This is a genomic window from Streptomyces sp. CB00455 (assembly GCF_001905445.1).
GTDB lineage: Bacteria > Actinomycetota > Actinomycetes > Streptomycetales > Streptomycetaceae > Streptomyces.
Genome location: NZ_LIVQ01000007.1, coordinates 22,835 through 42,613, shown reverse-complemented (window position 1 = coordinate 42,613; position 19,779 = coordinate 22,835). Strand labels below are relative to the sequence as shown.

General features: G+C 71.4%; 18 protein-coding genes and 2 pseudogenes. 9 read left to right on the top strand and 11 right to left on the bottom strand.

Going from position 1 to position 19,779, the window contains the following annotated elements; genetic code table 11:
* Positions 1–64: 64 nt before the first annotated feature.
* Both AMK16_RS25440 and AMK16_RS25435 read right to left on the bottom strand, forming a co-directional pair.
* Positions 65–706 carry an NAD(P)-dependent oxidoreductase gene (locus tag AMK16_RS25440; protein WP_073919683.1) on the bottom strand — a complete coding sequence of 214 codons (642 nt, stop codon included), beginning with the start codon at positions 704–706 and terminating at the stop codon, positions 65–67.
* 308 nt (positions 707–1,014) lie between these two features.
* A complete protein-coding gene (locus AMK16_RS25435; protein ID WP_073920015.1) occupies positions 1,015–1,707 on the bottom strand; it encodes a TetR/AcrR family transcriptional regulator in 693 nt (230 codons plus the stop codon).
* 53 nt (positions 1,708–1,760) lie between these two features.
* On the opposite strand from AMK16_RS25435, the gene AMK16_RS25430 reads away from it, so the two are divergent.
* Positions 1,761–2,879, top strand: coding sequence for an FAD-dependent oxidoreductase (locus tag AMK16_RS25430; RefSeq protein ID WP_073919682.1), 1,119 nt, complete (start codon positions 1,761–1,763; stop codon positions 2,877–2,879).
* 90 nt (positions 2,880–2,969) lie between these two features.
* Here AMK16_RS25430 and AMK16_RS25425 read toward each other — a convergent pair whose 3' ends face one another.
* The 6 genes and pseudogenes from AMK16_RS25425 to AMK16_RS25400 all read right to left on the bottom strand — a co-directional run bounded on the left by AMK16_RS25425 (position 2,970) and on the right by AMK16_RS25400 (position 9,743).
* Positions 2,970–4,016: a fatty acid desaturase family protein gene (locus AMK16_RS25425; RefSeq protein ID WP_073919681.1), complete on the bottom strand. Its 1,047-nt coding sequence runs from the start codon at positions 4,014–4,016 to the stop codon at positions 2,970–2,972.
* Between the two features lie 201 nt (positions 4,017–4,217).
* Positions 4,218–6,251 carry a hypothetical protein gene (locus AMK16_RS25420; protein WP_073919680.1) on the bottom strand — a complete coding sequence of 678 codons (2,034 nt, stop codon included), beginning with the start codon at positions 6,249–6,251 and terminating at the stop codon, positions 4,218–4,220.
* Between the two features lie 4 nt (positions 6,252–6,255).
* Positions 6,256–6,978: a hypothetical protein gene (locus AMK16_RS25415; protein WP_143196865.1), complete on the bottom strand. Its 723-nt coding sequence runs from the start codon at positions 6,976–6,978 to the stop codon at positions 6,256–6,258.
* Positions 6,979–7,182: 204 nt separating this feature from the next.
* Complete coding sequence (locus tag AMK16_RS25410) at positions 7,183–7,542, bottom strand: hypothetical protein (RefSeq protein ID WP_143196864.1); 360 nt, start codon at positions 7,540–7,542, stop codon at positions 7,183–7,185.
* Positions 7,543–7,716: 174 nt separating this feature from the next.
* Positions 7,717–8,172 (bottom strand): annotated as a pseudogene (locus AMK16_RS25405) (MFS transporter); the annotation flags it as partial.
* Positions 8,173–8,342: 170 nt separating this feature from the next.
* The gene (locus AMK16_RS25400) at positions 8,343–9,743 is read right to left on the bottom strand and encodes an MFS transporter (protein WP_073919677.1); all 1,401 of its coding nucleotides are present in this window, start codon (positions 9,741–9,743) and stop codon (positions 8,343–8,345) included.
* A 143-nt stretch (positions 9,744–9,886) separates the two neighbouring features.
* Between AMK16_RS25400 and AMK16_RS25395 the strand changes: the two genes are divergently transcribed.
* Positions 9,887–10,633, top strand: coding sequence for a TetR/AcrR family transcriptional regulator (locus tag AMK16_RS25395; protein ID WP_073919676.1), 747 nt, complete (start codon positions 9,887–9,889; stop codon positions 10,631–10,633).
* Positions 10,634–10,647: 14 nt separating this feature from the next.
* Positions 10,648–10,942, top strand: a pseudogene (locus tag AMK16_RS37500) (glycoside hydrolase family 26 protein); the annotation flags it as partial.
* A 70-nt stretch (positions 10,943–11,012) separates the two neighbouring features.
* Here AMK16_RS37500 and AMK16_RS36740 read toward each other — a convergent pair.
* Complete coding sequence (locus tag AMK16_RS36740; RefSeq protein WP_199885573.1) at positions 11,013–11,498, bottom strand: SPW repeat domain-containing protein; 486 nt, start codon at positions 11,496–11,498, stop codon at positions 11,013–11,015.
* Between the two features lie 279 nt (positions 11,499–11,777).
* On the opposite strand from AMK16_RS36740, the gene ctaD reads away from it, so the two are divergent.
* Entirely contained in the window at positions 11,778–13,517 is a 1,740-nt protein-coding gene (gene ctaD, locus AMK16_RS25385) for an aa3-type cytochrome oxidase subunit I (protein ID WP_073919675.1), read from the top strand.
* Positions 13,518–13,532: 15 nt separating this feature from the next.
* Complete coding sequence (locus AMK16_RS25380; RefSeq protein WP_073920014.1) at positions 13,533–13,871, top strand: hypothetical protein; 339 nt, start codon at positions 13,533–13,535, stop codon at positions 13,869–13,871.
* Between the two features lie 72 nt (positions 13,872–13,943).
* Here AMK16_RS25380 and AMK16_RS25375 read toward each other — a convergent pair whose 3' ends face one another.
* Positions 13,944–14,402, bottom strand: coding sequence for an SRPBCC family protein (locus AMK16_RS25375; protein ID WP_073919674.1), 459 nt, complete (start codon positions 14,400–14,402; stop codon positions 13,944–13,946).
* Between the two features lie 350 nt (positions 14,403–14,752).
* Here AMK16_RS25375 and AMK16_RS25370 point away from each other — a divergent pair, with 350 nt between their 5' ends.
* Positions 14,753–15,178: a DUF1360 domain-containing protein gene (locus AMK16_RS25370; RefSeq protein ID WP_242438901.1), complete on the top strand. Its 426-nt coding sequence runs from the start codon at positions 14,753–14,755 to the stop codon at positions 15,176–15,178.
* A 167-nt stretch (positions 15,179–15,345) separates the two neighbouring features.
* On the opposite strand, the gene AMK16_RS25365 is transcribed toward AMK16_RS25370, so the two are convergent.
* Positions 15,346–17,631 carry a catalase gene (locus tag AMK16_RS25365; RefSeq protein ID WP_073919672.1) on the bottom strand — a complete coding sequence of 762 codons (2,286 nt, stop codon included), beginning with the start codon at positions 17,629–17,631 and terminating at the stop codon, positions 15,346–15,348.
* Positions 17,632–17,999: 368 nt separating this feature from the next.
* Between AMK16_RS25365 and AMK16_RS25360 the strand changes: the two genes are divergently transcribed.
* The 3 genes from AMK16_RS25360 (at position 18,000) to AMK16_RS25350 (ending at position 19,552) form a co-directional block, all read left to right on the top strand.
* On the top strand, positions 18,000–18,416 hold the full coding sequence (locus AMK16_RS25360; RefSeq protein ID WP_073919671.1) for a CBS domain-containing protein: 417 nt from the start codon (positions 18,000–18,002) through the stop codon (positions 18,414–18,416).
* Between the two features lie 64 nt (positions 18,417–18,480).
* On the top strand, positions 18,481–19,035 hold the full coding sequence (locus tag AMK16_RS25355) for an isochorismatase family cysteine hydrolase (protein ID WP_073919670.1): 555 nt from the start codon (positions 18,481–18,483) through the stop codon (positions 19,033–19,035).
* Positions 19,036–19,156: 121 nt separating this feature from the next.
* The gene (locus tag AMK16_RS25350; protein WP_073919669.1) at positions 19,157–19,552 is read left to right on the top strand and encodes an ATP-binding protein; all 396 of its coding nucleotides are present in this window, start codon (positions 19,157–19,159) and stop codon (positions 19,550–19,552) included.
* The last annotated feature ends 227 nt before the right edge of the window (positions 19,553–19,779 follow it).

Here is a 19,779-nt window from a genome sequence, read left to right as displayed (position 1 = left end):
GCCCCCGGGGGCTCAAGCGGCGGCCGGTGTGCGGCGAAGCGGGGGGACGGGTGGACGGCGCGGCTCAGTAGGCGACGCTGATGCGCGCGTGCGGGTGGCTGCCCTGTTCGAGTTCGTTGACGAAGGCGACGGCATAGTCTTCGGCGCTGATGGCGCTGTTGCCGTCCCGGTCGGTGAGGAGGGTGTCGCCGCCGACGCGGAAGAGGCCCGTCCGCTCGCCGGGGGCGATCATCGCCGCAGGGGAGACGGAGGTCCAGGTCAGGTCGTCGACGTCCCGGAGGGCGGCCAGCAGGCCGGCGTGGGCGAGCGCTTCGGGCTTGTAGTCGGCGGGGAAGCCCGGGGTGTCCATGAGGGGCGTGCCGCCGTCCACGGTCAGCGATCCGGCGCCTCCGACCACGACCACCCGCGGTCCCCCGCCGCCCCGGATCCCGGTGAGGAAGGCGCGGTACAGCGACAGGAAGGGTTCCCGCGGGTCGGTGCCGTCCCGGAGGGGCACGAGTGCGGACGCCACTACGTCCGCATCCCTGACGACCTCGGCGACCTGCTCCTGCGCGCCCGCGTCCGCGGCGACTGCGGTCAGCAGGCCGTCGGTCAGGGGCGCCTTCCCCGACCGGGAGGCGGCCACCACGTGGTGGCCGCGGTGGACGGCTTCGGCGGCGATGCGCCGGCCGACCATGCCGGTGGCACCGAAAAGGGCGATCTTCATGGGGACTCCTCGCTCGACGGATCCGCCGGCGTGCGGATCCACGGTGTGGTGGCCGGTGAACCGGCCCGTCGCACGGCGGTCCGGGCATCCGGCGTCAGGGCCCCGCCCCGCTCCTTTCCGTAACCGGACGGGAGCCGCGATCGGGGCACACACCCAAACTACGAGCTCATCCACGGGTGCGCCCGGGTAGGCGATCCGCGCGAGCGCCGCGGCCCGTCAAAGCAGCGGCTTTGCACATCTCCGGGTCGCTCACCACCGGTCAGGTCCGCGCGACCCCGGCCTCGCGCACCTTCGGCGAGAGCCGAGCGTCACGCCGGCGGCCGGGTGAGTTTGGCGGCCACGGCGTCCAGGACCCAGTCCAGACCGGTCGCGAAGGATGTCTCGGCTTCCACGTCCGTGCCGTCGTACACGGCCTTGGCCAGCGCCGGGAAGTGCCCCGTGGCAAGCATTCTCGTCACATGCGGGCCGGAGGCGCGCTGCCAGTCTCGCTTGGACAGGCCGGTGGCGCGCTCGGCCCGCAGGTTCGCGATCTCGCGCCTGATCGCGCCGGTGTAGTAGGCGCTGACGGTCTCCACGGCGCGCAGGACGGTGTCGATGTCGGTGAGGCCCTCGAGGGGAGCCAGCATGGCCTCGGTCACGGCGAGGCCGTTCGGGCCCAGGGTCGGGCGGCCGCCGAGCAGGTCGGCCAGCCATTCATGACGAAGAGCGGCCTGCCTGGTGCGGTGGGCGAGGATGCGCAGCGCCTCCCGCCAGTCACCGGGCTGCTCCTCGGGGAGAATCTCGGCCTGGACCTCGTCCACCATGAGGTCGAACAGCTCCGGCTTGGTGGAGATGTATCCGTACAGCCGCATCGGGCCGGCGTTCAGGCGGGCGGCGACCTTGCGCAACGACACCGCTTCCAGCCCGCCCTCGTCGGCCAGGGCGATGGCGGCGGCGACAATCCGCTCGCGGTCGAGCGGCACGGGGCGAGTCGGCGGCTCCGGCCGGTCCCACAGAGTCATGGTCACACCGTTCTCTTGCGATGCATCGTAGGGGGGAAATACAGTGTATCGATATGAGACGTCGTATCGCCGTGGTCGGCAGTGGCCCCGCCGGCCTTACCTTCGCCCGTGTTATGCACCGCCACGGCTACCCCGTCGCCGTCCTCGAACGTGATCCCGCTCCCGACGCGCGCCCCCCGGGCGGCACGCTGGACCTGCAGGAAAGGCTGGGCCAGCTCGCGCTGGACAAGGCGGGACTGCTGGCGGAGTTCCAGGCGCTGTCCCGCCCGGAGGGGCAGGCCATGCGCATCCTGGACACGGACGGGACCGTCCTGCGCGACTGGCGACCCCGCCCGGATGACCGGGCCAATCCCGAGATCGACCGCGGGCAACTCCGTGACCTGCTGCTCGGCCCTCTCGACGTCCAGTGGGGCCGGGCCGTGACGCAGGTGGAGCCGGGGACCCGGGATGGCGTACTGGTCCATTTCGCGGACGGGCGGCAGGAGACGTTCGACCTCGTGGTCGGCGCGGACGGCGCCTGGTCCCGGGTCCGCCCGGCACTCTCGCCGGTGACACCGCACTACACCGGCGTCACCTTCCTGGAGACCTCCCTGGACGACGTCGACACCCGCCACCCCGCCCTCGGCCGGTTGATCGGCGACGGTTCCGTGGGCGTGTACGGCGTGAACCGAGCTCTCGTCGCCCAGCGCAACAGCGGCGGCCACATCAAGGTGTACGCCCAGTTCCGCGCGCCGCTGGACTGGCATGCGAACCTGGATCTGGCCGACGCCCGGGCCGTGCGATCGAGCCTGCTGGCTCTGTTCGACGGCTGGGCCGCTCCCGTCCTCGACCTCCTCCGCCACGGCACCGGTTTCGTCCACCGCCCCCTCTACGTCCTGCCCGCGTCCCACACCTGGACCCACGTCTCGGGGGTGACGCTGCTGGGCGACGCCGCCCATCTGATGGCCCCGTTGGGGGCGGGCGCGAACCTCGCGATGCTGGAAGGCGCCGAACTCGCCGAGTCCATCGCCACCGGCCCGGGGGATCTGGACGAGGCCGTCCGCGCCTTCGAGGAACGGATGTGGGCACGGGCCGGCAGGTGGGCGAAGATCACGATGGCCGGTCTGGAACGCCTTGTGAGCCCGGACCCCGCCGAAGCCCTCGCCCTCTTCGACCAAGTCCAGCCATCCTGACCTGCCGCACGCCGTGCCCGGGACCGTCCGGGCGCGGCGTACGTGCGCGGTCTTCCCCGGGCGCGGCCGGGCCGCGCGGGTGTCGCGGCGTCAGGCGGAGCGGGCTTCCCGGATCGGGGCGCCGGCGTCGTGGAGGCTGGCGAGCGTCTGCCGGTAGGAGTTGATCAGGCTGGTCTCCAGATAGCTGATTCCGAGCTCCTGGCAGTGGCTGCGCACGATGGCCTGGGCCCTGCGCAGGTGCGGGCTGGGCATGCTCGGGAAGAGGTGGTGCTCGATCTGGTAGTTCAGGCCGCCGAGAACGATGTCGGTGACGATGCCGCCGCGCACGTCGCGGGAGGTCAGCACCTGGCGGCGGAGGAAGTCGGGTCGGTCCGCGCCCCGCAGGATCGGCATGCCCTTGTGGTTCGGAGCGAAGATGGAGCCCAGGTAGACACCGAAGAGGCACTGGTGGACGACCAGGAAGGCGATCGCCTTGCCGGGCGGAAGCACCAGGAACAGGGCACCGAGGTAGGCCGCGATGTGCGCGAAGAGGAGGCTGCCCTCCGCCGCCCGGTTCCCCAGCGACTTGTCCGCCAGCGAGCGGATCCCGGACACGTGCAGGTTGAACCCTTCGAGCGTGAGCAGCGGGAAGAACAGGAACGCCTGCGAGCGGCCCAGGAGGCGCGGTAGTCCTTTCGCGGCGCGGGCCTGGTCCTGCGTCCAGACGAGGATGTCCGGATCGAGATCGGGATCGAGGTCCTCGTGGTTGGGGTTGGCGTGGTGCCGGGTGTGCTTGTCCTGCCACCAGCCGTATCCCATGCCGATGCCGAGGTTTCCCGCGAGCCGCCCGGACAGTGCGCTGGCCCTGCGCAGGCGGAAGACCTGGCGGTGCGCCACGTCGTGCGCCAGCAGTGCGACCTGCCCGAAGACGAAGGCGAGGAACACCGCGGCGAGCAGCGTCCACCAGCTGTCGCCGATCAGCGCGAACGCCGCCCAGCCCATGGCATAGAGACCCGTGACGGCGGTGATGCGGCACGCGTAGTAGCCGGGACGCCGGGCCATCAGTCCGGCTGCCTGGATCTTCTTGGAGAGCCTGGCGAAGTCGCTGCCCGCTTCCGCCCGTGCGGGAGGGGGACGCACCTTCTGCAAAGGGTTCATGATCAGAATCGCTTTCCGTAGTCCGCCTGAAAAGGGCAGGCGGCGATCGTGCACGTACTGCGCATACCCGTTTTCGAGACATTGACGTGCGCGGACCCGGGCGGCACCAGGCTTGTCCGCGCCTTGTCTCCCGCTCGTGGACGGGGCGCCGGCCACCTGCCGCGGACACCGCCTTGCCCGAGGCCGCCACGTTCGGCGTGGTCAGCTGAGCAGCGGGGGGCCGCCGAGCCGGGCGAGTTCGGGCAGGGGACGGGCGGCGGCCCGCCGCACCCCGGTCACGACGGCGCAGGTGGCCAGGCAGTACAGGAACGCCACCCCCGAGACGATCAGACTCGCGAAGACGGCCCCCGCGTTGGCGTTCGGCACGGCGGCCGCCGCGAGGGCCATGGCCGCGTTGCTGTTGCGCAGGAAGCGGAGCGGCTTGCTGGTGTAAACATGCAGCGGCTCGCTGCCGTGGTGGTGGATCCTGTCCCGCGAGAAATCGACCAGCAGCCCGATGGAGGCGACGACCGTCGCGATCACGGTCCACATCGCGGTTCCCCGGAGGATGAACAGCAGGCCCAGGGCAGCCACCGAGATCAGCATGCACAGCATGCTGGTGCGCAGTACGTCACGGAACTCCTGGTCCGTAGGCCGGAACCCCAGGTCCACCTCGATCCGGGCCAGGCCCTCGTCGTCATCGACCCCCTCCGGCGCCTCGGATCGTTCGACGTCGAACCGTTGCGGCGCGCGGGCCCCCCTCTCGCTGTGGACCGGTACGAGCCGGTCGCCCGACCGCTGGCGGAAGCCGGCGGGTTCGAGGCCGTCGGGAGTGAGGAACTCCACCCGGTTGCGGACCTCGCGCGGGAGCGTCAGGGAGAGCGACACGGCGGCGCGGCCCCAGCCCACACGCCGCGTGGTGCAGTCCTCCTGGTACTCGTACGTCACCTCGCAGGACAGGCCCGGATAGACGTCGAGCAGGGCCACCACCGGCATGTGGCGCATCAGGCCGCCGACGCGCTGCCGCAGGTGCTGGTCCACGTCCTGCGCCTGCCGGGTCCGCTCCAGGAGGGCCGTGAGCTCGTCCGTCCCGCTGCGCCAGCCCAGGGTGCCCAGCCGCCGGACCAGCTCGGCACGGGTCGAGCTGCCGGCCGGTTCCTCGCCGGTGTCCAGGAGGCGGTGGACGCCCCGCGCGACGGCACGGACCATCTCGTTCGGTCCCAGCACGTTCACCGGCCGCGAACCGCGTTCGCTCAGGTGCATCCCTTCGAGACGGTCCTCGTGGTCCCACGGCAGGAGGTCCGCGAGGACCATGGTCCGTCCGGCACGGTCCTCGGTCGCCAGTTTCGTCGTGACCTGGTGCAGGACGGTGGTGGTGGAATCCAGTGCCACCCGTTGGGTGCGGGCCGTGATGGCCCTGGACGGGGCGGCGATGTCCTGCAGCAGACGCAGCTCGCCCCCGAGTACCGGCATGCCGCGCGGGTCGACCGTGGCGTTCGCCCCCGGGAGCGTCAGGGCCGTCAGCGAGGTGACCGGTTCCGGGCGCTCGGTGTAGTACGTGACGAGGTCGCGCGCGAGCAGCACGAGACGGGTGGCAGCCGGATCGGAGGGGACCCTGTAGCGGGCGATGAGACCGTCCAGTGCCACGACCGTGCCGTGCTCGACCCTGGTCGGCGCGTTGAGGATCTCGGCCAGGGCCTTGATGACCCCCGCCAGTAACCGGTCGTCGGGCACCGGGGAGGCGTCGGCCACCACGGTCGCGGCTCGGCCGGCTGCCTCCGCGTACCCGGCGATCAGGGCGGCGTGGGCGAATGCGGCCAGCCGCTCCGACGCCAGCTCGGCCCGCACGGCCGCCAAGTGCCGCAACTCGTGCACGTACCAGGTGAGACGGTCGGCGCGAAGTGCGCCCAGCGGTTGGTGGTAGTAGGACGCGGCGATCCGGTGGGCCTGCCCGTACGCGGCCGGCCGGTCCGCGCGCATGCGCTCGTAGAGCGCGGTCCGCAGGACGGGGCGGACGCCGTACTGCTCACCGATGTCGCCGGCGGGGGCTGACGCGCCGAACGGAACCCGGTCCGCAACGACGAAAGCGGAGGTGTACATCGCGGGCGGCACGCCGACGTCGAGATCCGCTGCGGTGTACGCCGCGAGGTCCGCGGTGAACCACGTGTGCACGGTCAGCGCTTCGAGCAGCCGTGCCTCGTCCGCCGGGAGCTGGTCGAAGCGGGCCAGGGCCTGCTGGACCACGGACTGCGTCATGTCGTCACCCGTCCCGGCCGCCGTCCGGATGCCCCTGAGTCTGTTCCTGTTCCTGTTCCCGCGTCTGCCCCCGCTCCCGCTCCGACGCGGCCTCGACCGGCTCGATGTGCAGCTTGAAGAACTCGTCGAGCAACTCCGGGACACCCCCGTGCACCTGGTGGATCGCCGCCGCCTCCCCCTTGAGGCTGGCGAACCCGAGCCCCTCGATCCACTCCCGTACGGCCTGCACGTCGAACGGCGGCAGCACCATCGTGTGCACGGCGCCGGCATACGGGCGGCCCAGGCTCGGCAGCTGACGTCCGGCCACGAATACGCTGACCACCCTCCTGGACAGCAGGTTCGGCAGCAGACTCCGGCCGAGCCAGTCCCGCATGGGCTGAGCGCAGGCCTCGAAGCCGTCGAGGCAGATCACCGGTCTCCGGGCGTCGGCGACCAGGTTGTCCAGCAGGGCGTCGCTGAGCGAGGCGGTCCGCAGGGTGCGGTCCTCGGCCGCGGCAAGCAACTGGAACGTTCCGTTCCGGAGTCGGACGTTGGTGAAGTCCACCTGCGTCTGCGCGGACTGCTCGGCGAACCGCGTGCGCGTGTTCTCGTAGCTCGGCACCGCGACGTCCTGCCCGCGCGCCTGCATCGCCAGATGCTCGAGGACGTGGTTCTCCGCGGGCATCCGGGGCAGGTCGAGGAAGTAGGCGCCGTCCGCGGCATGCCTCTCGTAGATCTCCCAGAGCAACGACGACTTCCCGATGCCCTGCGGCCCTTGGAAGAACAGCGCCTGGCGATCCCTTCGCCCGGCCCCCTCCCCTTCCCCGTCCCGAGCCGTGAGACGTGCCGCGCTCTCCAGCTGCTCGGCACGGTCGACGTGCCGACGCCGGCCTGCTGATCCGGGCACCCGTTCCCCCCGCCCCCTCTGGCCCTCCTGCATGCCTGCGCCGCGTCAGCGCGGGTCCCGGCCCGATGCGGGACCGGGCGGTTCCGGTGGGGCCGGGTGCCCGGTGCCGGCGTCGTCGGGCACGATCTCCACCAAGCTGTTCTTGAAGCTCGACCTCCTGAAGGAGGTCTTCGCACCGAGCATGATCCTGAACCGCGACGACCTGGCCTTGACCTCGTCCGTCTGCACCGTCTGGTCGGCCAGCGGCCGGGACTCCGGCGCGCCTTCGATACGGGCCCCCATGCCCATCCCCCTGACGCTGGCGCTCCGGAGCGAACCGCGCCGCAGCCCCCACACCAGAAGGGCGACGACGACCAGCACGACGCCACCGATGATCAGCAACTGCGTGGGACTGAGATCCACCATGAATGCCGCGCCTCCCCCGGCCCGCTTCCCCATCGGGCTGTAGAGACCATCGCACAACAGCGTTTGCGCCATCAGGCATTGCCGACGACTACCCGCCGGTAGCGTTCCGCCCCGGCAGGAACGGGTGAGCATCAAGGGCGTCACATGGAAGGAACTCCCCGCAGAGCCGGCGGCTCACGAGCTTGCCCGCGCCGGGCTGCGGCCAGTGCTGAACTGCACCTCCTGGTCCTTCTCGGTGGCAACGGCGGACGCGGAAAGGAGCGTCGCCGAGGCGAGGGTGCCCCAGAGGGCGGCCGGGCCGTGGGGGGCGAGAGCGGTGATGGCCGCCGGGGAGACGGCGAGGCCGAAGCCCGTCGAGAGCTCGAAGCGGGCGAGGACGCGTCCGAGGACATGGGCCGGCGCGAGCGCGGTGACGAGCGCGGTGGCGCTGCCGGCGTAGATGATCTCGCCGATGGTGCAGAGCACGGACACCACGGCGACGGCCGGGGCGCCCCAGCCGTGTCGCAGGGAGGCGGCCGCGAGGAAGCCGAGGTAGGACGCGGTGAGCACGACGCCGGCGAGGGCCAGCACGCTCCGGCGGGAGAAGCGGGACATCAGGACGGTGACCGGGACCTGCAGAGCGCTGAGGATCTGCGGTCTGCCCGGAGACGGGCGGCGGGAGACGGGAGACGGGCGGCAGGCGGCAGGCGGCGGGCTGCGGGCTGCGGGCTGCGGGCTGCGGGCTGCGGGCTGCGGCCACTGTCCAGCAGGGCGGAGGCCGGAGCGCCGCGTCGTGGAGGGGGCCGTGACGCGGCGCTCGGTCATGCGCGGGCGTGGCGGGGCAGGCGTACGGACAGGCCCAGCGCCGCCGCCAGCAGGGCGACCGTCACCAGGGCGGTGCCGGCGAGGGCGGTTGCGGGGGTGCGGCCGTGGTCGGTGAAGGCCGACCAGACGGTGACCAGCAGCGCCACACCGACCGCGTTGGCCAGTTGCTGTACGGCGTTCAGCACGCCGGAGGCGGAGCCCACTTCGGTTTCGGTCACGTCCGCCAGGATCACGTCGAACAGCGGCGGGATCACCAGCCCCATCCCCAGCCCGGTCACCAGCGTGCCGGGCAGCAGCCGCCAGCCGTCCACCGCGCCCTCGGTGAGGACGGCCAGCAGGCACAGGCCGCCGGCCGTCAGGACGATGCCGGCCTGGATCACGACCCGGCCGTGCCGGCGGGCGAGCGCTCCGGCCGGGCCGGCGCTGACCGCGATGCCCAGGGCCAGCGGTGCGATGGCGTAGCCGGCGCCTTGCGGGGAGAGGCCCAACGGCCCCTGTAGGAAGAGGGAGAGCACCAGCATCAGCCCGGTGAAGGCGGCGAAGAAGGCGACGGCGACCAGGATGCCGCTGGTATAGCCGCGGCGGGCGAGCAGGCCGGGGGCGACCAGCGGGGCCGGCCGGCGGTGCTGGAGCCGGGCCAGCAGCCAGAAGGCCGGCGGTGCGGCGGCCAGGAGGACGAAGCTCCAAGCGGGCCAGCCCAGTTCGGGCCCCTGGACCAGGGGGTAGACCAGGGCCGCGGAGGCCGCCCCCGCGAGCAGCATGCTCGGTACGTCCAGGCCCGGGCCGGGGTCGGGGGCGGTGCGCGGGATCCAGCGGGCGGCCCCGAGCAGGGCGGCGAGGCCGAGCGGCAGGTTGACGAGGAAGACCGCCCGCCACCCGGTCCCGAACAGGTCGGCGCCCGCGAGCAGTCCGCCGAGGACGGGCCCGCCGACCGCGCACAGGCCCATCACGGGTCCGAACAGGCCGAAGGCCTTGGCCACTTCGTGGCCCTGGAAGGTCTCCTTGACGATGCCGAATCCCTGCGGCAGGAGCAGGGCGCCGAAGGCACCCTGGACGGCGCGGGCCGCGAGGAGCGTGGTGGGGTCGGGGGCCAGCGCGCAGAGGGCGGAGGCCAGGGTGAAACCTGTGGCGCCGATGAGGAAGAGGCGGCGGCGGCCGAACCGGTCGCCGAGCCGGCCCGCGGTGATCAGCAGGACGGCGAAGGGCAGGGTGTAGGCGGCCTGGAGCCATTGCGCGGTCTCCCGGCCGCCGCCGAGGGCGGCGGTGACGGCCGGGGCGGCCACGCCGGTGATGGTGGCATCGAGCAGGTCCATCACCTCGGCGGCGAGGACCACCGCGAGGACGGCCCAACGGTGTGGATAGGGGTGGCGCAGCGGCTGCTGCGGCGTGCGGATCATGAGCGGTGTCCCCCCAGGGGCAGTCGGTCGCACGGGCATGACGGAGAAGCAGCACGGACGAACGACGTTCGCCACGAACGCTGTTCGTCAGGAACAACGTTCGCTACGAACACCGTTCGCTGTCAAGTGCTAACCTGCCGGGCATGCAGACCGCACCCCGCAAGAGCACCCGCTCCCGCCCCGCCAAGCCCGCACTCAGCGAGACGGCCGTCGTCGAGGCGGGACTGCGCGTCCTGCGCCGCGAAGGGGTGGACGCGGTGACGATGCGCAAGGTGGCCGCGGAGCTCGACACCGGCCCCGCTTCGCTCTACGTCTACGTCTCCCACCGTGATGAGCTGCTGCGCCTGATGCTCGACGCCGTCGTCGCGACCGTCCCGCTGCCGGACGTGCCGGCCCCACCCGCGCCCGCCGGCCCCGTGACGGGCGGGGAGGACTGGAGCGACCGGCTGGTCACGCTCGTCATCGACGTGGTGCACGCGCTCAACGGCCATCCCGGCATCGGCCGCGTCTCGCTCGGGGACATCCCGACCACCCCGGCCTGGCTCGACCTCTTCGACCGGATCCTCGGCCTCCTGCTGGCAGGCGGGATCCCCCGGCAGCGCGCCGCCTGGGGCTGCGACCTGATCGCCCTGCACATCGGCGCGGTGACCTACGAGGTCGGCGCCGCCGCCGTCGGGGGCGACGGCCCGGGTGCCCTCCAGGAGGCCCTGGACGCACGGCACGCCCGCAGCGCGATCACGGACCGACTCGCCACACTGGACCCGGCCCGCCATCCGCACCTCGCGGCGAGCACGGCCGAACTGGCCGCCGGACCGGCCGCCGCCCGCCTCGCGCTCGGGATCGAAGTACTGATCAGCGGCCTGGCCCGGCCCGCCGCAGGTGGTCCGTGACCCCCTGCGTCGACATCGGCATGGACAGCTACGACCAGCCGCCCGGCGCCACCTTCGACGAGCAGGTCTCCCAGCCCTACGGCCTCCAGCAGCAGGTCGACTTCGCGCAGTCACACGGCAAGCGGATCTCCTACCCCGAGTGGGGACTGTTCCGCAACGGCAACAACCCCGCGTACATGCGGCGCATGCTGGAGTGGATCGCCGAGCACGAGCCGCTGTACCACAGCATCACCGACTACTGTCCGCACGGCGTGTGGCAGTGCGGCAAGAACCCGCGCTCCGCACGCGTGTTCCGGGAGTTCCTGTCCGCCCGGCACGGCCCCGCGGGGCCGCCGCGGCCGGCCTGCCCGAGATGCGGCCCCCGCTGCCGCAGGCTCCCTTACCCGCCCCCGCCAGGGGTCGCGGCTGCGAGGGGCGCGGCTTCGGAGGCAGCCGCCCGGCGGTCGGCGCGCACCACCAGCAACGAGATCGCCGAGGTCGTCACGAGGATGATGCCGACGGTGATGTCGAGGATGCGGTTGCCGTTGTCCACGGCGGTCTTCTGCAGCCCCAGCACGAAGGGCGACGCGATCAGCCACAGGCCCACGACACCGACCAGCACGTCGGAGCGCCAGGTGCTGCCCCGGTACAGCCTCATCCCGACGACGAACAGCAGGACCATGCCGATCATCGCCTCGTTGACCTGCGCGTCCTTCGACCCGTCGTGAGTCGCCATCGGGAACACCCACAGCGCCAGGGAGGCGGCGAACATGATCAGCCCGAGGACCTGGTCGTGGATGCCCTGCCGGAAGGCGTGCTCCTGGCCCGGCGGAACGGATGGCCGGTGATGGGCGAGGGATGCTCGGTGATGGGAGTGGACAGCCATGGAATCCTCCTGGGCCCCCCTGCCTGACATCTCACCCGCCGCCTGCCCCGTCAGCGGGCGGGCACGCGCGGCAGCGCCGTACTCCTCGGTCGCGCCCCCGGTTCCCACCGGTGCGGGCGTCGGCGAATAGGCGCGGGCCGCGGTAGGCCAACCGGGCTATCACGCGTCAGCGACCTCGCATTCGGTCACTTTCCGTAGTAGAAAAGGCAACTGGGCGTAACCCCCCTGCGAGGGGGTCCGGCACGTCCGTTCGTGTGTTCCGACGCAAAGGAATCGTCCATGGTGACGTCGACCGAGCCCGTCACGCCGATCCCGGTGCCGGGGCGCAAGAGGGGCAGTGTGCTCGTGTCGTGGCTGACGACCACGGACCACAAGAAGATCGGGCACTTGTATCTGATCGCGTCGTTCGCGTTCTTCGTGATCGGTGGTGTGCTGGCGCTGCTGCTGCGGGCGGAGCTGGCCCGGCCGGGTATGCAGATCGTTTCCAACGAGCAGTACAACCAGGTGTTCACGCTGCACGGCACGGTGATGCTGCTGTTCTTCGCGACGCCGACCTTCGCCGGTTTCGCCAATGCCATCATGCCATTGCAGATCGGCGCGCCCGATGTGGCGTTCCCCCGGCTGAACATGCTGTCGTTCTGGCTGTTCCTGTTCGGTGGGCTGATCGTGGTGTGCAGCCTGTTCACGCCGCAAGGCACGGCCGACTTCGGCTGGACCGCCTACACGCCGCTCTCCGGTGGTGAGCGCACCCCGTACGTGGGCGGGGACATGTGGGTCATGGGGCTGGCGCTGGCCGGCTTCGGCACGATCCTGGGTTCGGTGAACTTCGTGACCACGATCGTGTGCATGCGCGCGCCGGGGATGACCATGTTCCGGATGCCGATCTTCACCTGGAACATCCTGCTGACGTCGATCCTCGTGCTGTTCGCCTTCCCCGTCCTGGCGGCGGCGCTGCTGGTGCTGGAAGCGGACCGGCGCTTCGGTGCGCAGGTCTTCAACCCGGAGAACGGCGGCGCCATCCTCTGGCAGCACCTGTTCTGGTTCTTCGGGCACCCGGAGGTCTACATCATCGCGCTGCCGTTCTTCGGGATCATCACCGAGATCATTCCGGTGTTCTCCCGCAAGCCCATCTTCGGATACCTCGGTCTGATCGGTGCCACGGTCTCCATCGCCGGCCTGTCCCTGACCGTGTGGGCCCACCACATGTTCGCGACGGGGGCGGTGCTGCTGCCGTTCTTCTCCTTCATGACGTTCCTGATCGCGGTGCCGACAGGGGTGAAGTTCTTCAACTGGATCGGCACGATGTGGAAGGGGTCCCTCTCCTTCGAGACACCGATGCTCTGGTCCATCGGCTTCCTCGTCACCTTCCTCTTCGGCGGTCTGACCGGCATCATCCTGGCCTCGCCCCCGATGGACTTCCACGTCACCGACTCCTACTTCGTCGTCGCGCACTTCCACTACGTGGTCTTCGGGACGGTCGTCTTCGCCATGTTCGCCGGGTTCTACTTCTGGTGGCCCAAGATGACCGGCACGATGCTCGACGAGCGCCTCGGGAAGATCCACTTCTGGACCCTCTTCGTGGGCTTCCACATGACCTTCCTGGTCCAGCACTGGCTCGGCGCCGAGGGCATGCCCCGCCGCTACGCCGACTACCTCGCCGCCGACGGCTTCACCGCGCTGAACTCCTTCTCCTCCATCGGCGCGTTCCTGCTCGGCGCCTCCACACTGCCGTTCTTCTACAACGTGTGGAAGACGGCGAAGTTCGCGCCCCGCGTCCAGGTCGACGACCCGTGGGGCTACGGACGATCGCTCGAATGGGCCACCTCGTGCCCCCCGCCCCGGCACAACTTCGTCACCCTTCCCCGGGTGCGCTCCGAATCGCCTGCCTTCGACCTCCACCACCCCGACATCGCGGCCTTCGACTACGCCGACGGCCACAAGCGCGACGTCATCGACCAGGACAAGGCCTCCGCACCCCGCGGTGCGGTTTCCGGCCAGGACCCCGACCAGCCCAAGTAGCCGGGGACCGTGCTGATGAGCGAGCGCTCGGACGAAACGGCGGCGGGGCTGGCCCGGATCGAGGGATACCTGATCAGCCAGGCCGCCCTGGGCGAGGCACGTAAGGAAGGACAGGCGTTCGCCCGCGCCCTGACCTGGCTCGGCCCCGGCGAGCAGGACGAGATCGGCGACCGCTTCGCCCAGTACCACCTGCGCCTGCGCCGGGACATGCTCGCGGCCACGGTGGCACGGTCCGCGGAACTCAAAGAGGAATACACCCGCCGCTACGTCCGGCTGCGCCGGCGCGTGACCGGCCTGGCACTGGCGGCGTTCGGGCTCTGTACCGCCGCCGTGGTGCTCCTCTGCCGGCTTTGAGCGGACCGGAGGGGGGAGCCGGCTGCCACGGGATGTCGTGGGGGGTGGCGCCCTCAGACCTGGTCCCGCCCTTCAGACCTGTACGTGTCCGTCGGACGCGGAGGTTTCCTCGACGACGCTCGCGAGCCTCTTGAGCATGTCGCGGTGGCGCAGCTGGATCAGTGCGTCGAGCGCCGCGTTGTGGAGCGTTCCGCCTATGCCCCGCAGCGGGTGTTCGTCCACGATGGCCAGGGATTCGCGGCCCCAGGAGCGGACCTCGATCGCCACCCGGGCCGTCCCGAGGGGGCCGCTGTCGACTTCCAGCTCGAGTTCGCCGGGCGCGTCCACCCGTCGTACGACGGTGAGGCCGGAAGCCGTCCATGGTCCGATCCGGACGGTGTACTCCAGAGCGGATCCGAGCTCGGGCCACAAGCCGCGCGCGACGCGCGATTCGCTGGTGCCCACCACCCAGTCCGCGTAGCGCGAGGCGTCGGCCAGCACGGCCCACACCTGGTGCGGCGTGGCATGGATCAGTTGGTGGCGTACGGCCATGGTTCCTCCCCGGAACGGTGGTGTCGATGTCGGTCGGTCACGCGGAGGTCCGGCGGTGACCACGGCGACGCGGCCGTCCGACGGGCCCGGGTCCGCGTGCGGGCGGGCGGCTGCGGGTCCTCATGGCAGGCCCCTGCCCGGCCGGCTTCGCTTCCATACGCGGGCGCTGGCCGGGCATGCCCCGGCCGCCCTGTGCAGGCGTGTGCGGGCCGCCTCCGGGTAGGCGTCCGGCAGCATCCGTGGTGCCGCACGGTCCACGAGGACGGGAACGATTGCCCGAGCGGGCGGAACGAGGCATGTAGATGGGGACACTTCAAGGTCTGCGGTCCCACACCGGGCACCTTGGCGCGGTGGCCGGGTTCGCCGGTTACGCGGCCGGCTGGGCGGTGCTGCGGCGCCGGGCCGGGCAGCCGCTGCCGGCCTCCCCCGGGCCCTGGGACCTGTTGCTCACCGCGACGGCCACCTTCCGGCTCAGCCGGCTCATCGGCAAGGCGACGGTGACCCGCCCGCTGCGCGCCCCCTTCACCCGGGTGGACGGCGCCGGCGCTCCGGCGGAACTCAACGAGACGCCGCGCGAGGAGCCGGGTCGCACCACGCTGGGCGAGCTGATCAGTTGCCCGTTCTGCCTGAGCGTGTGGGTCGTGACCACCTTCACCGGGGCGCGGGCGATCTGGCCGGAGGCCACCCGCACGGTGACCGGGGCCCTCACCGCCCTGGCCGTGTCGGATGCCCTGCAGCTCGGTTACACGGCGCTGTCGGAGCGTACGGAACACTGAGCCTGGTGGACCGGCCGTAGGCGGCGGACAACACGGGTGGGCGCTCGCGAGGGGGTGTGCAGGTCCCAGGAGGTGTCGAAGGCCGCCCTTCGCGAACCGCCCTCCGCGATCGGCCGCCCGGGTGGGTCCGCGCCTCTCCCGAACGACCGACCGCGTAACAAGCCGGGTCAGCTCAGGGTGGGGAAGCGTTCCCAGACGCGGTGCGCGGCGAGCAGTTCGGTGACCTGTCGCAGGGCGTCCGGAGCGCTTTGCGCGACGACGACGCCGGGTTCGCCGGCACTGATGCCCGCGGATTCGAAGAGGCCCTCGGCGCCGTTCCAGCCGGCCAGCGCCTTGCCGTGGCGGTACGCCTCGGCGAGCAGCAGCAGGACGCGCGGGTCGCCGGCCGCGGGCCGGGGGTCGCCGGCTTTGGCGTCGCGGGCGCCGTGGGCGTCCGCGCCGGGCGCGGGGACTCCGGCGAAGAGCAGGGCGTCGTACTCCACCGAGCGTGCGGTGGCGAAGGTGCGCTGGACGGTGACCGGTCCGCCGTCGGCGCCGCCCAGTACGCCACCCGCCGGCGCGATGACGAGGGGCACCATACCGGCGTCGAGGACGCTCTGGCGGACCTCGCTCACGCCCGCAAGATCACCGCCCTCACCGGTGACGATGCCGATGACGCGGCCGTCGAGCGGCCAGCCGGCGCGTACCTGGGACAGGGCGGGACTGGGGCGGACGTCCGCGAGTGGCTCGGTGGCGGCGGGCACCGGAAGTCCCAGCCCCGTCGCGACCTGGGCGCACAGCTCGCCGTCGATGTTGGCCAGTACGGCCAGCGTGCGTTCCTTGACGGCCTGCTCATAGCACTTGGCCAGTTCGAAGGTGTAGGCGGCGATGATGTGCTCGCGTTCGACGGGGCTCATGCTGAGCCAGAACATCCGCGGCTGGGAGAAGTGGTCGGCGTAGGAGGCGGGCGCGTCGCGGACCTTGCGCCCGGCCGGGACCTCCACCGGGACCTCGATGAACGCGCCGGCGTCGGCGCCTGCGAAGAAGGGGCAGCCGCCGTCGAGGCTGTTGGGCTTGTAGGGCGCGACGCCGCGGTGCACGGCGGTCTGGTGCATGCCGTCGCGGAGCATGTCGTTGACGGGTGCGTGGGTGCGGTTGATGGGCAGTTGCGGGAAGTTCGGGCCGCCGAGCCGGGTGATCTGGGTGTCCAGGTAGGAGAAGTTCCGTCCGGCGAGCAGCGGGTCGTCGGTGGCGTCGATGCCGGGGACCAGGTGGCCGGTGTGGAAGGCGACCTGCTCGGTCTCGGCGAAGAAGTTCGACGTGTTGGCGTTCAGTGTCAGCAGCCCGACCGGTTGCACGGGCGCCAGTTCCTCGGGGACGATCTTCGTGGAGTCGAGGAGGTCGATGCCCTCGAAGGTCTGGTCGGGGGTGTCGGGGAAGGTCTGGATGCCCAGTTCCCACTGCGGGTAGGCGCCGGTCTCGATGGCGTCGAAGAGGTCCCGGCGGTGGAAGTCGGGATCGACGCCCGCGAGGATCTGCGCCTCTTCCCACACCAGCGAGTGCACCCCGAGCCTGGGCTTCCAGTGGAACTTGACCAGCGTCGTGGCGCCTTCGGTGTTGACCAGGCGGAAGGTGTGGACGCCGAAGCCCTCCATCATCCGGTAGGAGCGGGGGATGCCCCGGTCGGACATGTTCCACAGGGTGTGGTGGGTGGCCTCGGTGTGCAGGGACACGAAGTCCCAGAACGTGTCGTGCGCGCTCTGGGCCTGCGGGATCTCCCGGTCGGGGTGGGGTTTGCCGGCGTGGATGATGTCGGGGAACTTGATCGCGTCCTGGATGAAGAACACCGGGATGTTGTTCCCGACGAGGTCGAAGACGCCCTCGTCGGTGTAGAACTTCGTGGCGAAGCCGCGCGTGTCACGCACCGTGTCGGCGGAGCCGCGCGAGCCGAGCACCGTGGAGAAGCGCACGAAGACCGGGGTCTCCGCGTCGGGTGCCAGGAACGCGGCCTTCGACACGCCCGACGCCGTGCCGTACGACTGGAAGACGCCGTGGGCGGCGGCGCCGCGGGCGTGGACCACGCGCTCCGGGATCCGCTCGTGGTCGAAGTGCATGAGCTTCTCGCGCAGGTGGTGGTCCTGCAGCAGCACCGGTCCCCGCGGGCCCGCCTTGAGCGAGTGGTCCGTGTCGGGCAGGCGGGTGCCCTGCGCGGTGGTCAGGTACGCGCCGCTCTGCGCGAGCCTGGCCTGTTCCGCGCCGGTGGGCTGGCCGGTCGGGCTGACCGTCTCCGGACCGCTCTGGTCCGCCTTCGGCGGCAGCGGCTCGACCGGCTCCTCCGGCTCACTCGGCTGCGGGGAGAACGGACCGGGCTTGCCCGGGATCCCTTCCTCGGGCCCCTCGGCCACCGCCGCGCCACCGTGCACGATCCCGGAGATCTTCTCGGTGACCGCCTGCACCGGGTTCTTATCGGGCATGACTTCTCCAGTTGTAGGGGCTGGGCCGTACAGATGTCACCCGAAACCGTGCGTCCCAAACGGGGGATTGACCCGTCTGCCCGATCACGCCGCGGGAGCGCCCGCGGGTGCTCCCGCGGGCGGGGTCGAGTCCCGCTGCGGTCCATGCGCCGCGGCAGGACGCTCGCCGCAAACAGGCTTGCCGTCCGGGAACGGAGCAGGCGTACCGGGCAACAGCCGCAGGCCCGGGCGGAAAGGCGGCGTCCACCGGCAGCGGCGCCCGGCAGCCGCCGCTCCCGCTCGTCGTCGCCGCGCATGGGCCCACCGGTGCCCGGGCAGGCGTCGTGTACCGAATCAACCGTTTCGAGCATTTTGGAGGCCGATTCCCCATGGCTACCGCACGCGAGATCATGACCTCCGACGTCACCTGCATCGGCGCCCAGGACAGTGTTCTGGACGCGGCGAAGAAGATGACCGAGCTGGGCGTCGGCGCCCTGCCCATCTGCGGGACCGACGACAAGCTCAAGGGCATGCTGACCGACCGCGACATCGTCGTGAAGGTCCTGGGCGCCGGGAAGGACCCGGCCGAATGCCGGGCGGGCGACCTCGCCCAGGGAGAAGCCGTCACCATCGGCGCCGACGACGACGCCGCAGAGATCCTGCGCACGATGACCGAGCACCGGGTCCGGCGCCTGCCCGTGATCGACGGGCACACCCTCGTCGGCATCGTCGCCCAGGCGGACGTCGCCCGCGCCCTGCCCGACCCGCAGGTCGGCGACCTCCTCCAGGCCCTGTCCACCGACTGAACCAGGCACGCACCGGGCGCCCTGCGCGGACGGACCGGCAGCACCGCGGAAGGCGGGTACCTCCATGACGGGTACGGCAGTCATCGTGATCGACATGCTCAACACCTACGAGCATGAGGACGCCGACGCCCTCGTCCCGGCCGTGCGCGAGATGCTGCCGGCCGTACAGAAACTGCTCGAACGCGCCCGGAGCGCCTCGGTGCCGGTCATCTACGTGAACGACAACTTCGGTCAGTGGCGCTCCCACCACGGCGAACTCGTCGAGGCGGCCCTGGCCGGCCGACACCCCGAACTCGTCGAGCCCATCACGCCGGACGAGGACTCGCTCTTCATCGTCAAGGCCCGGCACTCCATCTTCTTCGAAACCCCCTTGGCCTACCTGCTGGGACAGCTCGGAGCCCAACGGCTCGTCATGTGCGGGCAGGTCACCGAACAGTGCGTCCTCTACTCCGCGCTGGACGCGCACATCCGCCATTTCGACGTCACCGTGCCCCGGGAGGCCCTCGCCCACATCGACGTGGAGCTGGCCCGGGCCGCCTTGCGCATGATGGAGACCAACATGTCCGCCACCATCTGCTCTCTGGACGCCGTCACCCTCGAAGAACCGGCGGATTCCTGACGGCCGGGGTCAGGTGCGCGGCGCGGGCGGACATCCCGCCGACAGCGCCGGTGCGAAAGGGGGTTTTCGACCACGGGAGGGGGCAGGCGGGATACGAGCCCACCGGGCGGAAGGAGGCTCAATGGCCACACCCGTCCTCGACACGCCTCTGCCGCGCGCCGGTCAGCCCACGACATCGGCCCGCGACGCGACCCGCGCCTTCCTCCACCGCGCCGCGCAGGTCAGGCCCCCCGCCCGGCCCGAGAACGCCGACGGCGTACTCCTGGTCGTCGCGGAGCTCGTCACCAACGCGATCCGCCACACCAGCGGGCCCTGCACCCTCCACCTGGAACTGCACCGTGATCACGTCGCGGTCCGCGTCACCGACACGAGCCCGCGCCCGCCGCAGCCCCGGCCGCCCCACACGGACGGCACCGGCGGCTGGGGCTGGCTCCTGATCGACCACCTCACCACGTACGTCCACATCGACCCCACCGCCGACGGCGGCAAGACCATCTGCGCCCACACCCCGTGGTAGCCGTACGGCTCGGTCTGCCGCGGTCCCGGCCCTGACCACGTCCTGCGGCCCGGCACGCCCGCCTCGCCGACCGGCACTTCCACGTAATACGTCACGTCTCCCGCTCTGCGTGTCGTGGTCGTAGACTGCCGCTCGCCACGCGGCGACCGTGCATCACAGGCCCGCTTCGCGAGTGGCGCGATCCGGCGTGGAGTTCCCCCTCCAGGACTGGAATTTTTTCCGGAAAT